General features: G+C 59.6%; 14 protein-coding genes. 7 read left to right on the plus strand and 7 right to left on the minus strand.

Annotated features, from left to right (window positions below; all coding sequences use genetic code 11):
• Positions 1 to 26: 26 nt before the first annotated feature.
• Positions 27 to 1,235, minus strand: a complete 1,209-nt coding sequence (locus ABNF92_RS12065; protein ID WP_349342272.1) for an OmpA family protein — start codon at positions 1,233 to 1,235, stop codon at positions 27 to 29.
• A 158-nt stretch (positions 1,236 to 1,393) separates the two neighbouring features.
• Positions 1,394 to 3,715, minus strand: coding sequence for an ATP-dependent helicase (locus ABNF92_RS12070; RefSeq protein ID WP_349342273.1), 2,322 nt, complete (start codon positions 3,713 to 3,715; stop codon positions 1,394 to 1,396).
• Between the two features lie 203 nt (positions 3,716 to 3,918).
• On the opposite strand from ABNF92_RS12070, the gene ABNF92_RS12075 reads away from it, so the two are divergent.
• Genes ABNF92_RS12075 through ABNF92_RS12085 form a run of 3 tightly spaced genes read left to right on the plus strand, consistent with a single transcriptional unit; the run spans position 3,919 to position 7,034 of the window.
• Positions 3,919 to 4,296, plus strand: a complete 378-nt coding sequence (locus ABNF92_RS12075) for a DUF2237 domain-containing protein (protein ID WP_349342274.1) — start codon at positions 3,919 to 3,921, stop codon at positions 4,294 to 4,296.
• Positions 4,296 to 6,494 carry a GNAT family N-acetyltransferase gene (locus ABNF92_RS12080; protein WP_349342275.1) on the plus strand — a complete coding sequence of 733 codons (2,199 nt, stop codon included), beginning with the start codon at positions 4,296 to 4,298 and terminating at the stop codon, positions 6,492 to 6,494. Before ABNF92_RS12075 ends, ABNF92_RS12080 begins: the two co-directional genes overlap by 1 nt.
• Positions 6,495 to 6,536: 42 nt before the next feature.
• The gene (locus ABNF92_RS12085; RefSeq protein ID WP_153634023.1) at positions 6,537 to 7,034 is read left to right on the plus strand and encodes an ankyrin repeat domain-containing protein; all 498 of its coding nucleotides are present in this window, start codon (positions 6,537 to 6,539) and stop codon (positions 7,032 to 7,034) included.
• 10 nt (positions 7,035 to 7,044) lie between these two features.
• Here the strand turns inward: ABNF92_RS12085 and ABNF92_RS12090 are convergent, their stop codons facing one another.
• Positions 7,045 to 8,148 (minus strand): enoyl-CoA hydratase/isomerase family protein, encoded by a 1,104-nt coding sequence (locus ABNF92_RS12090; protein ID WP_291904546.1) that lies wholly within the window; start codon positions 8,146 to 8,148, stop codon positions 7,045 to 7,047.
• Positions 8,149 to 8,367: 219 nt separating this feature from the next.
• Between ABNF92_RS12090 and ABNF92_RS12095 the strand changes: the two genes are divergently transcribed.
• Entirely contained in the window at positions 8,368 to 8,703 is a 336-nt protein-coding gene (locus tag ABNF92_RS12095) for a c-type cytochrome (RefSeq protein ID WP_153634420.1), read from the plus strand.
• A 24-nt stretch (positions 8,704 to 8,727) separates the two neighbouring features.
• Here the strand turns inward: ABNF92_RS12095 and ppnN are convergent, their stop codons facing one another.
• Complete coding sequence (gene ppnN, locus ABNF92_RS12100) at positions 8,728 to 10,110, minus strand: nucleotide 5'-monophosphate nucleosidase PpnN (protein WP_136631164.1); 1,383 nt, start codon at positions 10,108 to 10,110, stop codon at positions 8,728 to 8,730.
• Between the two features lie 110 nt (positions 10,111 to 10,220).
• Between ppnN and thiI the strand changes: the two genes are divergently transcribed.
• Complete coding sequence (gene thiI, locus ABNF92_RS12105; RefSeq protein WP_291904542.1) at positions 10,221 to 11,675, plus strand: tRNA uracil 4-sulfurtransferase ThiI; 1,455 nt, start codon at positions 10,221 to 10,223, stop codon at positions 11,673 to 11,675.
• Positions 11,676 to 11,679: 4 nt separating this feature from the next.
• On the opposite strand, the gene ABNF92_RS12110 is transcribed toward thiI, so the two are convergent.
• Positions 11,680 to 12,693 carry a histone deacetylase family protein gene (locus ABNF92_RS12110; RefSeq protein WP_222465562.1) on the minus strand — a complete coding sequence of 338 codons (1,014 nt, stop codon included), beginning with the start codon at positions 12,691 to 12,693 and terminating at the stop codon, positions 11,680 to 11,682.
• Between the two features lie 186 nt (positions 12,694 to 12,879).
• Between ABNF92_RS12110 and ABNF92_RS12115 the strand changes: the two genes are divergently transcribed.
• Positions 12,880 to 14,331, plus strand: coding sequence for an NAD-dependent succinate-semialdehyde dehydrogenase (locus ABNF92_RS12115; protein ID WP_069182198.1), 1,452 nt, complete (start codon positions 12,880 to 12,882; stop codon positions 14,329 to 14,331).
• Between the two features lie 314 nt (positions 14,332 to 14,645).
• The gene (gene uvrD, locus ABNF92_RS12120; RefSeq protein WP_349342276.1) at positions 14,646 to 16,811 is read left to right on the plus strand and encodes a DNA helicase II; all 2,166 of its coding nucleotides are present in this window, start codon (positions 14,646 to 14,648) and stop codon (positions 16,809 to 16,811) included.
• Between the two features lie 154 nt (positions 16,812 to 16,965).
• On the opposite strand, the gene ABNF92_RS12125 is transcribed toward uvrD, so the two are convergent.
• Positions 16,966 to 17,763 carry an undecaprenyl-diphosphate phosphatase gene (locus ABNF92_RS12125; RefSeq protein ID WP_291904535.1) on the minus strand — a complete coding sequence of 266 codons (798 nt, stop codon included), beginning with the start codon at positions 17,761 to 17,763 and terminating at the stop codon, positions 16,966 to 16,968.
• A 128-nt stretch (positions 17,764 to 17,891) separates the two neighbouring features.
• A complete protein-coding gene (arsB, locus tag ABNF92_RS12130; RefSeq protein ID WP_349342277.1) occupies positions 17,892 to 18,962 on the minus strand; it encodes an ACR3 family arsenite efflux transporter in 1,071 nt (356 codons plus the stop codon).
• Positions 18,963 to 19,074 lie beyond the last annotated feature (112 nt).

Consider the following 19,074-nt stretch of genomic DNA (forward strand, 5'->3'; position numbering starts at 1 on the left):
GTGACCATTCAGATGTTGACCGTCAATTAACGGCGAACCTGAATTCGCGCCTCAACCCGGCGGTTGGCAGCACGGCCATCTGCCGTGTTGTTGGACGCAATTGGCTGCTCTTCACCGTAACCTACGGCTTCAACACGTGAAGGATCAATTCCCAGAGGACCGGTCAGACGACCGGCCACTGCCTCGGCGCGACGCTGGGACAGAAACTGGTTGTAGTCGGCGTCACCGCGGCTATCGGAATGACCGGCAATTTCCACGATGGTTTCCGGGTTTTCCTGCATGAAGTCGGCGACGCGACGGATTTCCTCATCGTAGGCGTTGCCGATGACAGAACTGTTGGTCGGGAACTGCACTTCGATGGTGAAGGTCTGGACGGTCTCGGTTACACCCTCGCAGCCTGTGTCATCCACTTCTGCACCGGCAGTGGTATTCGGACACAGATCCTGGCTGTTGACCACGCCATCGTTATCGCTGTCCAGTTCACAGCCACGGCTGTCAACTTCTGCGCCCCGTGGCGTATTGGGGCACTGATCCCGGCTGTCAGCAACGGCGTCACGATCGCCATCCGGCTCACAACCATTGCTGTCAACGGGCGCTCCCGCCGGTGTGCCGGGGCATTGGTCCCGTGAATCGGGGACTCCATCGCCGTCCGCATCGGCCGGTTGCATGGGCTCCGGTGCGGCCTGGGCTACCGTGCGGGTAAAGGCAAAACTGATGCCCAGAGACACCTGGGTGTCGAAGGTGCTCTCATCGATACCATGGAACTCACGGAGGTCGCCGCGCAGTGAGATCGAATCGCTGATGTTGTAGCGGAAACCGGTACCCACGTTCACGCGGGTCTCGTCATGATTGCTGCCAGCGGTCCGGACACCGCTGTTGTCCGAACCAAAGTCGGCATGGCCGGCGCCCAGGGACACGTACGGGTTCCAGGCCTCGTCAGGGCCCGCAAAGTAATAGGTGCCGTCGACCCTGATTTCATCAAATTCGGATTCCCCGGCTACGTATTTGCGATCAGCATCGGCACGGGAGTACAGCGCCTCAACCGACCAGTGGGGGCGGAAACGGTATTCCACACCAACTCCGAAGGTTCCGGTTTCGCTCAGGTCGCGCTTGTCATCGAACAGCTGGAAAGCCGCAAACGGGTTGATGTAGACGGTTTCCTGACGGTCGGCGATGGCCGGAGTTGCCACCGTGGCGGCCAGGACAGCCGCGGAAATTGGACGCATGATGTTCATGCAGAACCTCCTGTTCATTGTCGTTGTGGAAGTACACTTTTCAGCAAAGTGCTTGTTAAGGCGGAATTTAGGCCAGTCGGCAACAAAACACAAAGAATTGATAAGGTTTGTTACGTCCGCAATTGTACCCAGTTGACCTATACGTGCCGGAAGTCGTTTCAGGCCAGAGCGGTAAAGTACAGATGCGCGCTCTTCTTACTGAAGTTGAGGGTCTCGCCGTTGTCGAAGTTCACTTCGAACGAGCTCTCATCCTCGGCAACCACCGAACCGGTGCCAAAAATTGCGTGGCTAAGACGCTTCTGATGCCAGAGCGGTTCCATCGAAGCTGCAGGTGTTGCCGACTGGCCTTCCAACATGACGTTCTCGCGTTTGGCATAGCGTTGGCTGACCGGTGTCAGGGGGGCGGTTAACCGGATGGTTGAAGTCTCGGCCGGGCTTCGTTCATCCAGCCAGCGCCCGAACTCCTCGGCCAGGGAGAAACAGAATTCCTCCACAAACCGGCTCGGGCCCAGATCGCCGTCCAGATGCGGTTGTGTGCTGGCCGGCCGGGTTATCAGGTGCAGTTGTTGGCGGGTTCGGGTCATGGCGACGTAAAGCAGTCGCCGTTCACTCTCCAGAAATCCTCTGGCATCGTCCTGGGGCCGCGGGCTGTAAGGCAGGTATTTCTCCTGCAGGCCCGGAATAATCACGGTTGGCCATTCCAGACCTTTGGTGCGATGAATGGTCGAGAGCAGAACGCCGCCTTGCTGCTTTTCACCTGCCTGTTGCTTCAGGGCTTTCAGATGCTCCAGGGCCCCCTCGGCGGTGACATCCAGGCTTTTCAGGTATTGCCGGAATCCCTGCACGGTATCAATCCGCTCTTCGGCGCTCTCATGGGTCAGAGCCAGGCTCCGGATGCCCTCGTAGAGATCGGTATGTTCGGCATAGACACTGATCAGCCCAGCCACCGGCCCCCCATAGCTGCGCAGTTGGGCAAGTACCTCGCCCAGCTTCCTGAGCTTGCGAGCGGCCATCGGGGCCAGCGCATCAAAGTCCATGGCCAGCAACCGCTCGTGCCAGCCGGTGGAAAATCCGGCCAGGAACCGCGCCAGTTGCTCCAGCTCGGGCTCTTTCAAGCCAACGTGGGGGAAGCGCAATAACTGTCTGGCCAGTTCCAGCCTGTCCTCGTCCGGCACGTTCTCCAGCTTGCCGGTCACCACCATGAGCAACGCCGTGATGGCCTGGACTTCCCGGCTGAACAGCGCGCCCTTGCCGGCATCAATGCGGTAGGGAATCTGCCGGGCCAGCAATTTCAGCTCGATGGGAACACTCTGGCTCCAGACCCGGAACAGGATCGCCGTTCCGGCTCGAGCCGGTTCCGACTGGCCCTGAAGAATCTGCAACACCGCATCGGCATCGCTGTCCGCCTGATGCAGGGTGATCTCTGTGCCGGGCGTGGAAGGGTGGGAATGGCAGAGCAGATCCTTGCGCCCGGTGTTGTGGCAGATCAGATGGTTTGCCAGCAATGCCACCCGGTGGCCGTAGCGGAAGGTGTAGCTGAGGGTCTGCTCCAGCGGACTTTCGAACTCATCGCTGAACCGCTTGAGGATAAATTCCGGCTTTGCGCCCCGGAATTCGTAAATCGTCTGGTCCGGGTCGCCGACCACCGTCACCCGGGCCCGGTCCCCGGCCACGTAACGCAGCAGCAGATGCTGGATCTCATTCGTATCCTGGTACTCATCCACCAGAATCAGATCCATTTTGTTGCCTACCAGCCTTTGCAACGGCGGATTCTGGTGAATCGCCATCACCGGCTCGTACAGCATATCCGCGTAACTGATCCGACCCTGGCTTTTGCGCCATTGCTCGAAACTGTGAAACAGGTCGATCAGATACTTGTGCTTGTCCGAATACCCCAACTCCTCAAACACAATCTCTGCCGGCGACAGCGTGGTCTTGACCAGATCAATAAACCCGGTCGCCGTCTCCACAAAATCCTTCTTGTTGCGCCGGATCTCATCCGCCAGATCCTCCGGTGCCAGCCGACGCGTCAACTGCCAGGCCTGAAAACTGATCTCCTGTTCGGTCAGAATCTTGTCTGAAAACCCCGGCAGGTAGCCCTCCCGCACAAACCGTTTGTACAGCCGAAGACCCATGGCGTGATAGGTCCGGATCTCTGGCAACGCCAGCCCGCTCTGGGCACACACCTCCTGCAGCTTGCGCTCGAAATCCACCCGGGCACTCCGGTTGAACATCAGCACCAGCATCCGGTCCGGATCATGCCCCTGTTCCAGCAAGTACCGAATCCGCCACGCCAGAGTCGACGTCTTGCCACTGCCGGCCACGGCGGTAATCACCGCATGTTCATAGCCGGCGGTAATAACCGCCCGCTGTTCATCGGTGAGGTAGTCCGGCAGGTTGGTGGCGTCAGAGATTTGGGGTTCGGTCGGCATGGCCGGTATTGTAGCTGCCTGCTGGTAGAGCGGATACCGCTGCCGCATAATTGACTCAGTTTGAGACTCGGGGACGCCAACTCACAAGTATGACAGTCAGTTGGTGAGCGGCCTTCCAAAACTGTGCGGAGCCAAGGATGGCGGAGCCCAAGCGTCACAGGGATGTGCCGCAAGGAGCGTGTTTTGGAAGGCCGCTCACCAACTGGCTGCCCCCGAGCTCCCGCTAACTCCCAAGCCAAAAGGTCTGAATAATGGAAATAGCAGAATCCGTAAACGTATTGGGCGAAAAACTGGAAACCTGCGGCAAAGACCCGATAACCGGCTTCTACCGCGATGGCTGCTGCAACGTCGGCCCCGATGACTTTGGCCTGCATGCCGTCTGCGCCGTGGTCACCGACGAATTCCTCGAATTCTCCAAAGCCCAGGGCAACGACCTCAGCACCCCGAGACCTGAATTTGGCTTCGAAGGCCTGAAAGCTGGCGACAGCTGGTGTCTGTGCGCCGGCCGCTGGCAGGAAGCCTTTGAGGCTGGTTGCGCACCAAGAGTTCGCCTGCGCGCCACCCACCAGGCCGCTCTGGAAAAATGCGCCCTGGACGACCTCAAAGCCCACGGTGCCGACCTCAGCTGATGAGTCATCCCGAACCCGATACCGCGCCAGATCATGCAATCTGGCGAGCCCTGCAGGCCAGTCTTGCCGCCAGAGGCGAACGCCGTCTGGTCCTGCTGGAGGGCAATCGGGAGAGCAACCTCAGGTGGCTTTCTGGCCTGCTACCTGAGCTCGACATTCAAACCGGCGTCTGGACCGGCCCTGCAGACCAGAGCCCTGATTCTCGCCTGACGGGAATTGTTCCCACTGACGCCAGGAAATGGCTCGGTCGTGAGGTTTCCGTGATTGTCTGGGACGGCTGGCAGGGAAACCCTCCAGATGCCCTGGCGGCGCTCTCCGGGGCATTGACCGCCGGCGGCCTGCTGTTCTGGCTGATGCCACCGCTGGATGAATGGCGCCGGTTTGCCGACCCGGATTACCCGAGAACCGGCCTGGACCATGGTGGCGAGCATCCTTTCGCCGCCCGCATGGCCGACATTCTTGCCGACCATGAGGCTGTGATCCGCATATCCCCGGGCCGTGCCGAAACGCCCTCGCTGACCATTCCGCAGATACCGGAGCAAAGCTTCCGGATTGAAACAACTCCGGACCAGGAACAATTGATCCAGCGCCTGGTTCGGTTTGGCCAGGGCCGAAGACGCCGGCCGCTGGTGGTCACGGCAGACCGGGGGCGAGGCAAGTCCGCCGCTCTGGGTATGGCGGCCGCGGAATTGCTGAAGAAAGGCAGGCAGGAAATTGTTGTTACTGCGCCGTCAAAACAGAATGTGGACACCCTGTTCCGTCACGCCCGTGATGCCCTTTCGGATCAACTGGATCAGGCCAGCGCTGGTACGCTGACAACCCGGTCGGGCGCGCGCCTGAGGTATGTTCCGGTTCAGGAACTCCTGGCCTCGCGGCCGGAGGCCGAGGTGATTCTGGTGGATGAGGCAGCGGCTCTTCCCGCGCCTCTGTTGAAATCGATCCTTCTGGGCTGGCCCAGGGTAGCGTTTGCCACCACGGTGCATGGTTACGAGGGCGCCGGCCGTGGCTTTGCCATACGCTTTCGACAGGTCCTTGAGCAATCAACGCCTCACTGGCAGGCGGCAACGCTTACTGAACCGGTGCGCTGGGCTCGCGGGGATCCACTGGAGACCCTGATCACCCAGCTCTTCCTGCTGGCGGCAGATGGCAGTGGTTCAGCCGTGGAAACCGAAAACAGCGCCGGGGAACTGGTGATCGAGCCCTGGCAGCCGGCAACCGCCAGTGACGAGGCGTTGTCGAACGCCTTTGGTTTGCTGGTGGATGCCCATTACCGGACCAGTCCTGCTGATCTGCGGCAATGGCTGGATGATATGGCCGCCCGAAGCTGGCGGGCGAGAATTGGTGAACGCACGGTTGGAATACTCTGGTGTGCCCTCGAAGGTGGGCTTTCGGCCGGGCTGGCGGAGCAGGTCAGTCTGGGGACCCGTCGAATTCGCGGCCATCTACTGCCGCAGTCACTGGCCAGCCACAGCGGCTATCCAGAAGCCGCTGCCCTGAAAGCGCTCCGGGTGGTCCGGATTGCAGTGTCAGACGACGCCAGGCGGTCGGGTATTGGCCGAAGCCTGGTGGAGGCCGCACGAGCCTACAGCACCGAGCAGGGCGTTGATTACCTGGGAACCAGTTTTGGTGGCAGCGCCGACCTGCTGGCGTTCTGGCAAAACTGTGGTCTTCGTGTGGTGAGAGTGGGGCTGCAACAGGAGGCGTCCAGTGGTGAGTACCCGCTGCAGATGATCCAGGGTATCTCGCGGCCAGGCCGGGAACTGGAGGGGCGTATCCGCAAGCGGCTCGCTGGCCATTGGCTAACCCTGGTGCCGGACAACTGGTCGGGGCTGGACACGGATACGCTGGCGGAGATAACCGCAGAATTGCCACCCGGGTTGGCGTTGGATGCCGACGATTTGAGGGAGCTTTGGAATTTCGCCAACGGCCACCGGGGGTTTCAGATAACGGTTCCGGTGCTGCGGAAGCTGAGTCAGGCGCCCGGTGCCATGGCAGGGTTGCGTGGCCATGCAGACCGCGCCCTCTGGTGCCGCTGTGTACTTCAGGGTGCGCCATGGTCTTCGCTTCAGGCCGAGAAGCTGTGCCTGGGGCAAGAGACGGCGAAGATCGCTTGCGGCAGCTGGTTCGCGATCTTCTCAAGGACGGTCCGGGTTTGTGACTCGCTCGATTTAATTTCCGATGGTGTCTGCCCAGAATAGGGCCTCGTATCCTTCTACAAAGCCCCACAGAGACTGTTTGCTATGGCCAAGGGAACCGGCGCCCCCCGTTTTTTGCTGATTTTGCTTCCGCTTCTTGCTTTCCTGTCTGCCTGCGCTTCCCAGAGCCAGCCGGTTGCTCTCAGCCCCGAGGCCCTGGCCGAGGCCGACGCGCTGCTGATTACTGCAGCAGGCAATGGCGAGAAAAGACGCGTGCAGCTGTTGCTTTCCGCCGGTGCCGATGTGAACACCAGCGATCGCAACGGCTATACGCCTGTGATGCGCGCGGCCGAAAACGGCCATCTCTCGGTGGTCAAGGTGTTACTGGCGGCCGGTGCCAACGTCAATGTCAGCCAGGGTGGGGAATCCCTGCTCATGAAGATAGTGGCCAATGGCGACTTGCTGACTGCGGAAAGGCTGGTGGCTGCCGGGGCGGACGTGAATTACCGGGCCAGCGACGGCCAGACCGCGCTGGACATCGCCCGGGCCACCAATAACCGGGATCTGGAAATGCTACTGGTGCAGGCGGGCGCGCAGCTGTAGTTCCCGGACGCTATTCCAGCCCCATCGGATCGGTTTCGTCATCCCACTCCGGGGTGAAATGGGCCGCAACCACCTCTTCCGGTACATCAGCAACGCTCAGATAACTCCACTTCGGCTGCCGATCCTTATCGATGGCCAGGGCTCGAATGCCCTCGGCCAGGTCCGGCCGGCGGATGCATTCCGAGACCATCGCCAGCTCCATCCGGAAGGCGTCCTTCAGGGACATCTGCTGGGCCTTTTGCAACTGGGTCCAGACCAGCCAGGCCGACACCGGGCATCCCATTCTCAGCGTGTTCATGCAGGCATGCCACCAGTCGCAGTCCACCTCCGCCGTGAGCAACTGATCGACGATTTCCGGCAGTTCATCGCCCGCGCTCAGCCGGGCAATCCGCTGTTCGTGTTTTGCCAAATGGCTGGGCGGCAGCGACCGGTAATCCGGTGTCTGGATCTGATTGAGCAGGCGGAAAAGTCGGTTGTCGTCCGCGGCGGTCTGCCCGGTCCACCGTTCAGAGGCCAGGCGATCGAGCAAACGGTCCCGGTCTTCAGGCAGAATGGCCATGTCCGCAAGGCCGACCCGAAGTGCATCGCTCACGTTCAGGCGAGCACCGGTCAGGCCCATGAACAGGCCCAGCCGGCCGGGTAGCCTTTTCAGGAACCAGCTGGCGCCAACATCCGGAAACAGGCCGATGGTGATCTCGGGCATCGCGAGCGTGACATCCGGGGTTACCAGCCGGTACCGGCAGCCGGAAAACACACCAAGACCACCGCCCATCACCACGCCGTGGGCGATACCCAAAACCGGCTTGGGAAAACGGTGAATGTTGTAGTCCATCCGATATTCCCGGGTGAAAAAGCGCACCGGTTTCTCCGGCTCTTCCGGATTCTGAATGGCGTCATAGAGTTCGCGGATGTCTCCACCGGCGCAGAAGGCTCTCTCGCCCGCGCCCCGGATAACCACGACACAGATCCGGTCGTCCTCGGCCCACCGATCAAGAACTTCCTGGGTTTGCTGGATCATGTGCTCGGAAAGCGCATTGAGCGTGCCTGGGGAGTTGAGCGTCAGAACACCGATGTGGCCTTCGCGACAGGCAAGTTCCTGGGCCTCTACAGACATTGACGTTATCTCCGGAGAATTAAATCGATCTTGGATTCGGAATTGAACGTACTTTCACCTTAATAGCCCGGCCAGGAAAGAGGACGAACGTCGAAAAGCCGTCCTTGACCTATCGCATTTGAGGTTCCCCGGCTCTGTGCTATAAGTGCTAGTCAGGTTACCGTCCGGCGTCCGAACCGGCCTGAAAATCTTTAAAACGATGATGAGAGGGTAATGACAATGAATCTGAAACACTACGCTGTTGCGGGAATTTTTGCGCTTGGCGCTGCTGTGCCTGCAGTAGTTTCTGCCGGCGACGCGGAAGCTGGTAAGGCCAAGGCGGCCGTCTGCGCTGCGTGTCATGGTCAGAATGGTCTTGCGCAGATCCCGACCTATCCGAACCTGGCGGGCCAGAATGAGCAGTACCTGGTATCGGCCCTGAAGGCGTACAAAAACAAGCAGCGCTCCGGCGGCCAGGCGGCCATCATGCAGGGTCAGGCTGCTGCCTTGAGTGATACAGATATCGCAAATCTGGCAGCCTATTACGCCAGCCTGCCGGCAGACGGCGGTAAGTAAACGCGTGAAGGTCAGCGAGGCGGCTCAGGCCGCTCCGCTGACGATACGGTAGCTGGGTTTGTAGGCCGAGGAACCCGGCAGTTTCATCCGATTCTGGGCTACAAACTGTTCAAGCATGGCCTCAAGCGGTTTGATCAGGCTGGGATCACCGGCAATTTCAAATGGCCCCTTCTCCTGAACCTGTCGAATACCACCTTCCTTGACGTTCCCGGCCACAATGCCACTGAATGCCTTGCGCAGATTCGCGGCGATCAGGTGCACGGGCTGGTCCCGGTGAAGCTCCAGGGCTCGCATATTGTCGTGATTGGGCTCGAACGGTAGCTGAAACACCGGGTCGATCTTCAGCATCCAGTTGAAGTAGTAGGCATCCTGCATGGCGCGCCGGAAAGTCTCCACCTCCTTCATGCCCTTTTTCATGGTCTGCGCCACGCGCACTGGATCATCAATGATGATCTCGTACTTGCTCGCGGCTTCGTCCCCGAGGGCGTTCCGAATGAACTTGTCGATCATTTCGAAGTATTCCGCATTCTCCTGCTGACCGGTGAACACCACCGGGAAAGGCAGATCAGCATTGTCCGGATGCAGCAGGATGCCCAACAGGTACAGAATCTCCTCGGCGGTGCCGACCCCTCCCGGGAACACTATCACGCCGTGACCACAGCGGACGAAGGCTTCCAGGCGTTTCTCGATGTCCGGCATGATCACCAGTTCATTGACGATGGGGTTGGGGGCTTCCGCGCCAATGATGCCGGGCTCGGTGATGCCAATGTAGCGGCCGTCTTTAACCCGTTGCTTGGCGTGACCGATGGTGGCGCCTTTCATGGGCCCCTTCATGGCGCCCGGGCCACATCCGGTGCAGATACTCAGGGCTCTCAACCCCAGTTGATGGCCCACATCCTTGCTGTACTGGTATTCGTCATGACCGATCGAGTGGCCTCCCCAGCAGACCACCAGATCTGGCTGCCGCCCGGCCTGCAGCACACGGGCATTGCGGAGTATGTGGAAAACATAGTTTGTAAGATCTTCCGGATCGTCCCGCCGGAAACCGGCGGCAGACTGGGGAATTGAATGGGAGTAAATGATGTCTCTCAGGACAGAGAACAGGTGCTCTCGGATCGCCCGAAGCATTTCTCCATCAACGAAGGCATGTGCCGGCGCATTGATCAGTTCCAGTTTCAGCCCCCGGGGCTGAGGCACCAGGCGTACATCGAAGTCGGCATGGGATTCCATCAATGCCTGACAGTCGTCGGTTTCCACCCCTGTATTCAGGACCGCCAGGGCGCACTGGCGGAAAAGGCGATACAAGCCCCCTTCGCTGCGGTCCTTGAGGCGGTTGACCTCATGATTGGAGAGGATCTCGAGGCTGCCCTCGGGAGAAACCAGAGCATTGATGGTCGATTCCTGCATTAACGGTGAAACTCCTGAATGTTGCGGAAATGCCCGATTTTGAGGCATTGGGTCAAAAGGGTAGACTAAGGCCTTTCCATACAATACGCCACCCGACAAAATTCCGATTTATGAAACTGCTTATTCGTCCCGCTCCGGAAGTTGCGATCAAGAGTAAACCCGTCCGTCGTCAGCAGATGCGTCACCTGCGGCAGAACGTCCGAAAACTGCTGGCACGACTGGATCCCGAGATTCGGGTGGACGGTAGCTGGGACCGGGTGGATGTGGAAGTGCCTGATGGCCGCGGACTCTCCGGCCCTGCCCTGGAGGCGCTTTTGCGCATACCGGGTATTTCTACGATTCAGGAAATCGGGGCATTTCCGTTTGTCAGCCTTGACGATGTGGCCAACAAAGCCGTTGAAGCGTTTGCTGACCGGTTGAAAGGCAAAACCTTTGCCGTCAGGGCCCGGCGCCATGGCGAGCACAACTTCCGCTCCATCGATCTGGAGCGGACGGTCGGCGGCGCCCTGATGCAGGCATCGGAGGCCAGAGGTGTAGATCTGAAATCGCCGCAGGTTGAAGTGCGAATTGAAGTGCATGACGACCAGTTCCATATCGCCCACCGCAAACATCGCGGATTGGGCGGTTATCCACTGGGCAGTGTCGAAAATGTCCTGACTCTGATTTCCGGGGGGTACGATTCTTCGGTAGCCGCCTATCTGATGATGCGCCGCGGCCTGCGCAACCATTTCCTGTTTTTCAATTTGGGGGGCGCCGCCCATGAGGTGGGTGTACGCCAGGTGGTGCATTACCTGTGGGACCGCTACGGCGCCTCCCACAGCGCCAAATTTATCTCCGTGCCCTTCGAGGGCGTGGTTGCCGAAATCATGCGTTCGGTCAGTCACCGTCACTGGGGTGTGGTGCTGAAGCGCCAGATGCTGATGGCGGCTGCCGAGATTGCCAAAAACAACAACGCCTCCGGGGTGGTGACCGGCGACGCGGTAGCCCAGGTGTCGAGTCAGACTCTGAGCAACCTTAACGTGGTGGATCGCGCCAGTGACGAGGTGGTCCTTCGCCCGTTGGTGTCCATGGACAAGGAATCCATTATCCGTATCGCCCGTGAAATTGGCACTGAAGTCTATGCCCGCAACATGCCCGAGTATTGCGGTGTCATCTCCCAGAAGCCGGCTACCAGAGCCAAGCTGCACCGGGTGGAGGAAGACGAGGCCCAGATGGACGCCTCCGTGCTCGCCAGTGCGATTGAGGCCCGTGAGGAAACACCCGTGAACCGGTTGTTGGAGACGACCGTGACACCTGAAGAAGTGGAACTGGTGCAGACACCATCGGTGGATGATGTGATTATCGACGTGCGCCACCCTTCGGAGGGCGAACAGTCACCGCTCAAGCTCACCAATAACGAGATTCTTCAGATCCCGTTTTACGAGCTGAACCAGCAGTTGCCGGAGTTGCCGGCCAACCGGCAATACCTGCTGTACTGCGATCGGGGTACCATGAGCCGGATGCACGCGGGCCACCTCAAGGCCGAAGGGCACGCGAACGTGAAAGTCTACGTGCCCGCCGCCTGAAGCTTCAGCCCGCCAGGCCTTTGAAGAACTGCTGGACGTTCTCGCTCAGGGCGTCCAGATCGTACCCGCCTTCCTGAACCACCAAGGTTGGTAGCCCCAATTGACGCACGTGGGTGCTGAGCCTGCAGAAGCCTTCGGAAGAGACTGATACCTTGGCCTGTGGATCGTTCTTGTAGATATCGAAACCGAGGGCGAGGATCAGGGCGTCCGGCTGGTAAAGCTTTATGGCCGCCAGGGCGTCGTCCAGTTTTGCAAAGAAATCGTCTTCCGTTGAACCGTGGGGCATCGGCATGTTGATGTTGTAGCCAAAGCCTTCCCCTTCGCCACGCTCGTTCTCGAAGCCGGTGACCACCGGGTAGAAGTTGGTGGGATCGCCGTGGATTGAGATGTAGAGCACGTCGCTGCGGTCGTAGAAGATCTCCTGAATGCCCTGGCCATGGTGCATGTCGGTATCCAGGATCACGATCCGGGGGAACCGGGTTTTCATGTGCTCGGCGGCGATCGCGGCATTGTTCAGGTAGCAGAACCCGCCGGCCGCATCCCGGCGGGCATGGTGGCCCGGCGGGCGGCACACAGCGTAGGAGGTGCGATCGCCAGCTATCAGCGCATCGGCAGCACCGAGCGCGCTCTGGGCCGACCAGTAGGCCGCGTGCCAGGTGTTCTCGCCGATCGGGCAACTGCCGTCGGCCTGGTAGCGGGCTGCTTCGGCCAGGATGCCTGTCAGGTGGTTGGGGGAACGGACAAAGATATTGGAGATGACTTCATCACCCCAGTCATCCATCTGTTTCCAGCGCCGATGGGCGGATTCCAGAAAACGCAGGTAACCCAGATCGTGAACCTTCGAGATGGGCCCCGCACCCTGGTCCGCTGGCTGCAGCACGGAAATGCCCATTTCCTTCAGTCCGCCCAACATTTCACCGGTACGAGCAGGGATCTCCTGGGGCTGGCGCATCTGTCCACGGGTAAAGTACGTCTGTGGAATATGCTCATCCTGTGCGTGATGGAAAAATGCCTTCATTGTCCGGTCTCCTGAGTGTCTGATTCCCCGAGTATAGGCACACTCAGGGGATGATCAAAAGCCTGCCCTTGACTTTACAGGTCGGGATACAACATCCACTATGGAAGACATAAAACACTGACGCAACCAGATTACCTATACTGCGCTCCACACGGGGGCGGAGCCAATCACAGAAGAGGAGCCGAGATGATCGAGTCACCCCTGCTGGAAAAGCTGACCGGCTATATCGGTGGTCGCTGGACTGACAATGAGCATGGCAACACCTTCGATGTTTATAACCCGGCAACGGGCAAGGTGATCGCCCAGGTCGCATCCATGTCGGAAGAGGAAGTGAACGCTGCCATCGCATCAGGCAAGTCGGCGCTTCGGCTTACAAGTCCTTACAGCATCGAGACCCGCCGCAAGTGGCTGGAAGACATACGGGACGCGCTCAAGGCCAACAAGGAAGAAGTCGGTCGGATTTTGTGCATGGAACATGGCAAACCGCTGCAAGAGGCCCAGGGCGAGGTAGATTATGCTGCCGGATTCTTCGATTACTGCTCCAAGCACATCCAGGCCCTGGACGCGCACACCATTCCCGAGAAACCGAAAGACTGCACCTGGACGGTTCACTACCGGCCCATCGGTGTCGCCGGCCTGATCACGCCCTGGAACTTCCCGATTGGCATGATTGCCAAAAAGCTGTCGGCGGCTCTGGCCGCGGGCTGTCCGTCCGTGATCAAGCCCGCCAGTGAAACCCCGCTGACCATGATTGCCCTGTTCAGCCTGATGGACAAGCACACGGACATGCCCGACGGAATGGTGAACCTGGTGATGGGCAAGGCCAGTGTCATCGGAAAGGTACTCTGCGAAAGCCCGGATGTACCCATGCTCAGCTTTACGGGCTCCACAGAAGTGGGCCGCAAGCTGATCGTCGACACCGCCGAGCAGGTCAAGAAACTGGCCCTGGAACTGGGTGGCAACGCGCCGTTCATCGTCTTCGACGACGCCGATCTGGACGCCGCGGCGGACAACCTCATCGCCAACAAGTTCCGTGGTGGTGGCCAGACCTGTGTCTGTGCCAACCGGATCTTCGTGCATGAGAAAGTGGCCGATGCCTTTGGTGAAAAGCTTGCCGAGCGGGTCAACAAAATGACCGTCGGTGACGGCATCAACGGCGACGTGGATATTGGCCCGCTGATCAACCAGGCTGGCTACGACAAGGTCAAACGCCACGTGCAGGACGCCCTTGAGAAAGGCGCGACCCTGGTCGCCGGCAAGAAGCCGGAGGAGCTGGGCAACGATCTGTTCTTCCCGCCGACGGTGGTACACGGGGTAAACCGCGATATGTGCTGCTACCAGGAGGAAACCTTCGGCCCGCTGGTGCCCATGGCGCTGTTCCGCACCGAAGAGGAAGTGATCGAAGCCGGCAACGACACCGAGTTCGGCCTGGCCTCGTACGTGTTCACCAACGACGCCGAGCGAGCCCAGCGCGTGGCTGCCGGCCTTCGCTTCGGCCATTGTGGCTGGAACACCGGCACCGGCCCGACCCCGGAAGCGCCGTTTGGTGGCATGAAGGCCTCGGGTATTGGCCGTGAAGGTGGCCTGGAAGGTCTGTTCGAGTTCGTGGAAGCTCAGACGGTGCCGAGAGGCTTCTAACTTCTGAAATAACAGCCCTCTTTCCTGGGGGTGTCGCACGGGGGAGGTTCCCGTTCAGGACACGCTACGAGCACATCCATGTGCGCTTGTCTGTGGCCATCCTTGGCCACAGACAGTCCTGAAGGGGAACCTCCCCCGCGCTCTCTCTGACATGGGGAGAGGGCTTTTCGAATCATTAGATTCGGCATTACGTAGGTCGGATTAGCAACGCGTAATCCGACGCGCAACCAGTAAAAACTCCCACCCGGAAATCCTGCTTTTCTCCTGTTATACTCCTTAACCTGTTTATTTAACCAGTAGCGAACCGAATCTTTATGGACGTCTCCCACATCATCGATCCTTTGAACGATGCCCAGCGCGAAGCTGTTACCGCACAGAACGATCACCTTTTGGTTCTGGCCGGCGCAGGCAGCGGCAAAACCCGTGTTCTGGTGCACCGGATCGCCTGGTTGATGACTGTGGATCGGGTTCCGCCCACTGGCATCCTGGCGGTGACCTTCACCAACAAGGCCGCCAAGGAAATGCGTTATCGCATCGAGCAGATGATGCAGATTCCGGCCCGTGGACTCTGGTTCGGCACGTTTCATGGCATCGCTCACCGCCTACTGCGTTCGCACTGGAAAGACGCCGGACTGCCCGAGAACTTCCAGGTGCTGGACAGCGACGACCAGCTGCGGCTGATCAAACGGGTGATGCGCGAAAACCAGATCGACGAGAGCAAGTGGCCGCCGAAGCAGGCCCAGTGGTTTATCAACAGCCAGAAGGACGAGGGGCTGCGGGCGGATCATATCCAGGAGAATCCGGGCGATCAGTTTCTGTCGATCATGCTGAAGATTTACCGCCAGTACGAGAAGCTCTGCCAGCAGGGTGGTCTGGTGGATTTTGGCGAGTTGCTGCTGCGCTCCCACGAGCTCTGGCTGCACCGGCCAGAGCTGTTGGCCCACTACCAGGGCCGGTTCCAGCACATCCTGGTGGACGAGTTCCAGGACACCAACACCATTCAATACGCCTGGCTGCAGGTGCTGGCCAGCAACCGGGTGCCGCTGACGGTGGTGGGTGACGACGATCAGTCCATCTACGGCTGGCGGGGCGCCAAGATCGAGAACATCCAGCAGTACCAGCGGGATTTCCCCAATTCGCGGCTGGTTCGCCTGGAACAGAACTACCGCTCCACCCAGATGATTCTGAAGGCGGCCAACGCTGTGATCGCCAATAACCAGGGTCGGCTTGGCAAGGAGCTCTGGACCGACGGCCCGGAAGGCGAGCCGATCAGTCTGTACGCGGCGTTCAACGAACAGGATGAAGCGAACTACATCGCCGACAGCATTTCCGCCTGGGTTCAGGACGGCAATCTTCGCAGTGAGTGCGCGATTCTATACCGCTCCAATGCCCAGTCCCGTGTGCTTGAAGAGGCGCTGATGCGCCAGGGGATTCCCTATCGGGTCTACGGCGGCCTGCGCTTCTATGATCGCCAGGAAATACGCAACGCCCTGGCGTACCTGCGGCTGGTTCAGTACCGCCGCGACGACGCGGCGTTTGAGCGGGTGGTGAACGTGCCGCCCCGGGGCATTGGCGCCAAGAGCCTGGCGGAGCTGCGGGAATACGCCACTGAGCAAAACATCTCGTTGTGGGAATCCGCCGAGCGCCTGCTGGAAGCCGGGCAGGTGAAAGGCCGGGCCAAAACCGGGCTGCAGTCGTTTATTGCGATTATCGAAAAACTGTCCGGCATGGTGGGAGATGCGACCCTGCATGGGTTGATGAAGCAGACCATTGAGGACAGCGGGTTGAAGGATTACCACGCCAGCGAAAAGGGCGAGAAAGGTCAGGCGCGGGTGGAGAACCTGGAGGAACTGGTCAACGCTCTGTCTGACTATGAGGTGGAAGATGGCGTCGATCCGCTGGCGGAATTCATCGCCCAGGCCGCGCTGGACGCCGGCGAATCCCAGGCCGAAGCCCATGAGGACAGCGTGCAGCTGATGACCCTCCATTCAGCCAAAGGCCTGGAGTTTCCGATGGTGTTCCTGGCCGGTGTGGAGGAGGGTTTGTTCCCTCACGGCATGTCCCTGGAAGAGCCGGGTCGCATGGAAGAGGAGCGTCGTCTGGCCTACGTGGGCATTACGCGGGCCATGAAAAAGCTGGTGCTTACTTACGCCGAATCCCGCCGGTTGTACGGGCAGGAGAAGTTTAACGCTCTGTCCCGGTTTGTGCGGGAAATTCCGGGCGATTGTTTGCAGGAAGTGCGGCTGCGAAATACTGTGACTCGGCCGGCGATGGTTGAGCGTCCCAACGAAAGCCTGTTTGCCCAGGATTCGGCCCGGCAGTCAGGCTTCAGCCTGGGGCAGAGGGTTCGCCATCCCAAGTTTGGTGAAGGTATCGTGATGAATTCAGAGGGTACCGGGCACCATACTCGGGTGCAGGTGAACTTTGATGAGGGCGCGAAGTGGCTGGTTTTGGCTTATGCGCCTTTGGAGGCCTGCTGATTTCTACTTTGGAGGTGGCACAGGTCGGGTAAGGGTTTCCAAAACACGCTCCTTGCGGCACATCCCTGTGGCGCTTGGGCTCCGCCATCCATGGCTCCGCACAGTTTTGGAAACCCTTACCCGACCTGCGCTTCAGACCATTTGCTAGCCGCTCCTACATAAGAATCGCGTAGATTACGCCTGCTAGAACAATTCTATAGATTACGTAAGGCCACATTCCTACCTTGTTCAGCCACTTCAGGAAGAAGTGGATCGCGGTGATGGCCATCAGGAACGAAGTTACCCCGCCGATCAGGAAGCCACCCCAGTCGACGATCACGTCCGAGGTTGCCACTTCCAGCAGTTTCACGGCTGATGCCAGCACGATAATGGGAATTGCCAACAGGAATGAGAACCGGGAGGCGGTTTCGCGGGTCATGCCGAGGAACAGGCCGGCGGTGATGGTGACGCCGGAGCGGGAGGTGCCGGGTACCAGGGCCATGGCCTGGGCGATGCCGACGAGGACGGCGTCTTTCCAGTTCAGTTTGTCGAGGGTGCGCTGGCGTTTTGGCAGCCAGTCGGCAACGCCCAGTAGCAGGCCGAAGAACAGGGTGGTGAAGAAGATGACTTCCACGGCCCGCAATTCGTTGTCGATCATGTCCAGCAAGGCCAGGCCGGCCAGGCCTGCCGGGATAGTGCCGATGACCAGGTACCAGGCCAGGGCGCCCTGGCCAACGATTTTGCGCTGGCCAATGGAGATCAGTCCGTCCCGGGCGATGCCAAAGACGTCCCGCCGGAAATAGAGCACGACCGCCAATAACGTCCCCACGTGTACGGAAAGATCAAAACCCACGCCCTGATCGGTCCAGTCGAACAATGCAGGGGTGAGGATCAGGTGGGCGGAGCTGGAGATCGGGAGGAATTCGGTCAGTCCCTGGAGAAGGCCAAGGAAAAGGGCCTGGAAAACGTCCATTGCGTGGATTCCGTCAGGTTCGGTGCGTCAGAAATGTCGGCGCGATATTAGCAGGGTGGGCGCGAGCTGAACAGGTAGCGGGGTAAGGTCAGCACCGTGACTGAAAGCCCGGTGCTGACCACCGGGATTCAGGCGGGAAACCGGTCCCGGGTGCGATTGGCTATTTTTACCAGCATCAGCATGAGCGGTACTTCCACGAGCACACCAACCACAGTAGCCAGCGCGGCTCCGGATTGCAGACCGAACAGGGCGATGGCCGCGGCCACAGCCAGTTCGAAGAAGTTGCTGGCACCAATCATGGCGCCCGGCGCCGCGATGCAGTGGCGTACTTTCCAGAGCCTTGCCCAGCCATAGGCCAGGAAGAAAATCAGGAAGGTCTGAACAATCAGCGGCACGGCAATCAGCAGGATGTGCAGGGGGTTGTTCAGGATTACCTCGCCCTGGAAGGCGAATAGAAGCACCAAGGTGACGATCAGCGCCGCCGGGGTGACCGGGCTGAGCCGCTTCATAAACACATCGTCGTACCACTGCTGACCGTGGCGAGAGATCAGGGCGCGGCGGGTCAGGTAGCCGGCCGTCAGCGGAATCACGATGTACAGAACGACGGACAACAGCACGGTATCCCAGGGCACCTGGATATCTGAAATGCCCAGCAGGAACACAACAATCGGGGCGAAAGCGAACAGCATGATGATGTCGTTCAGGGATACCTGCACCAGGGTATAGGCGGCATCGCCTTTGGTCAGGAAACTCCACACGAACACCATGGCGGTGCAGGGTGCCGCACCCAACAGGATCGCTCCGGCCAGGTACTCGCTGGCCAGTCCCGGCGCGATCCATGGTTCGAACACCACCATCAGAAAGAACCAGGCAATGGCAAACATGGTGAAGGGCTTGATCAGCCAGTTCACTATGGTAGTGATCGCCAGGCCCTTCGGTTCTTTGCGTACCCCGACTACCGCACTGAAATCAATCTGCGCCATCATCGGGAAAATCATCGCCCAGATCAGAATGGCGATAGGGATGGAGACCTGCGCGTATTCGAAACGGGACAGGGTTTCCGGTACCACCGGTGCGATCTGGCCCAGCGCTACGCCGGCGATAATGGCCAGGGCGACCCAGACCGACAGGTATTTCCCGAAAAGATCCATGCCGCCCGAGCTGGACTCGGTGGTTATTGCATCGTAATTGGCATCCATTGTGATTTTGGAATCCTGTACTCGTCGCACTGTTGCGCCTATTGTGCGCCAAGTAAGATGGTTCTGAAAATGTCGGTGCGGGAAACCGAGGATGAAACTCAGCCTCACTGTC

This window comes from Marinobacter sp. MMG032, assembly GCF_040112695.1.
In the GTDB taxonomy this organism is placed as follows: Bacteria; Pseudomonadota; Gammaproteobacteria; order Pseudomonadales; family Oleiphilaceae; genus Marinobacter; species Marinobacter salsuginis.

Coding starts and splice junctions, on each gene's coding strand:
- ABNF92_RS12115 (WP_069182198.1), top strand. CDS start 12,880: ATGATCGAGTCACCCCTGCTGGAAAAGCTGACCGGCTATATCGGTGGT.
- ABNF92_RS12110 (WP_222465562.1), bottom strand. CDS start 12,693: ATGAAGGCATTTTTCCATCACGCACAGGATGAGCATATTCCACAGACG.
- ABNF92_RS12125 (WP_291904535.1), bottom strand. CDS start 17,763: ATGGACGTTTTCCAGGCCCTTTTCCTTGGCCTTCTCCAGGGACTGACC.
- ABNF92_RS12085 (WP_153634023.1), top strand. CDS start 6,537: ATGGCCAAGGGAACCGGCGCCCCCCGTTTTTTGCTGATTTTGCTTCCG.
- ABNF92_RS12065 (WP_349342272.1), bottom strand. CDS start 1,235: ATGAACATCATGCGTCCAATTTCCGCGGCTGTCCTGGCCGCCACGGTG.
- arsB (WP_349342277.1), bottom strand. CDS start 18,962: ATGGATGCCAATTACGATGCAATAACCACCGAGTCCAGCTCGGGCGGC.
- ABNF92_RS12070 (WP_349342273.1), bottom strand. CDS start 3,715: ATGCGGCAGCGGTATCCGCTCTACCAGCAGGCAGCTACAATACCGGCC.
- uvrD (WP_349342276.1), top strand. CDS start 14,646: ATGGACGTCTCCCACATCATCGATCCTTTGAACGATGCCCAGCGCGAA.
- ABNF92_RS12090 (WP_291904546.1), bottom strand. CDS start 8,148: ATGTCTGTAGAGGCCCAGGAACTTGCCTGTCGCGAAGGCCACATCGGT.
- thiI (WP_291904542.1), top strand. CDS start 10,221: ATGAAACTGCTTATTCGTCCCGCTCCGGAAGTTGCGATCAAGAGTAAA.
- ppnN (WP_136631164.1), bottom strand. CDS start 10,110: ATGCAGGAATCGACCATCAATGCTCTGGTTTCTCCCGAGGGCAGCCTC.
- ABNF92_RS12095 (WP_153634420.1), top strand. CDS start 8,368: ATGAATCTGAAACACTACGCTGTTGCGGGAATTTTTGCGCTTGGCGCT.
- ABNF92_RS12080 (WP_349342275.1), top strand. CDS start 4,296: ATGAGTCATCCCGAACCCGATACCGCGCCAGATCATGCAATCTGGCGA.
- ABNF92_RS12075 (WP_349342274.1), top strand. CDS start 3,919: ATGGAAATAGCAGAATCCGTAAACGTATTGGGCGAAAAACTGGAAACC.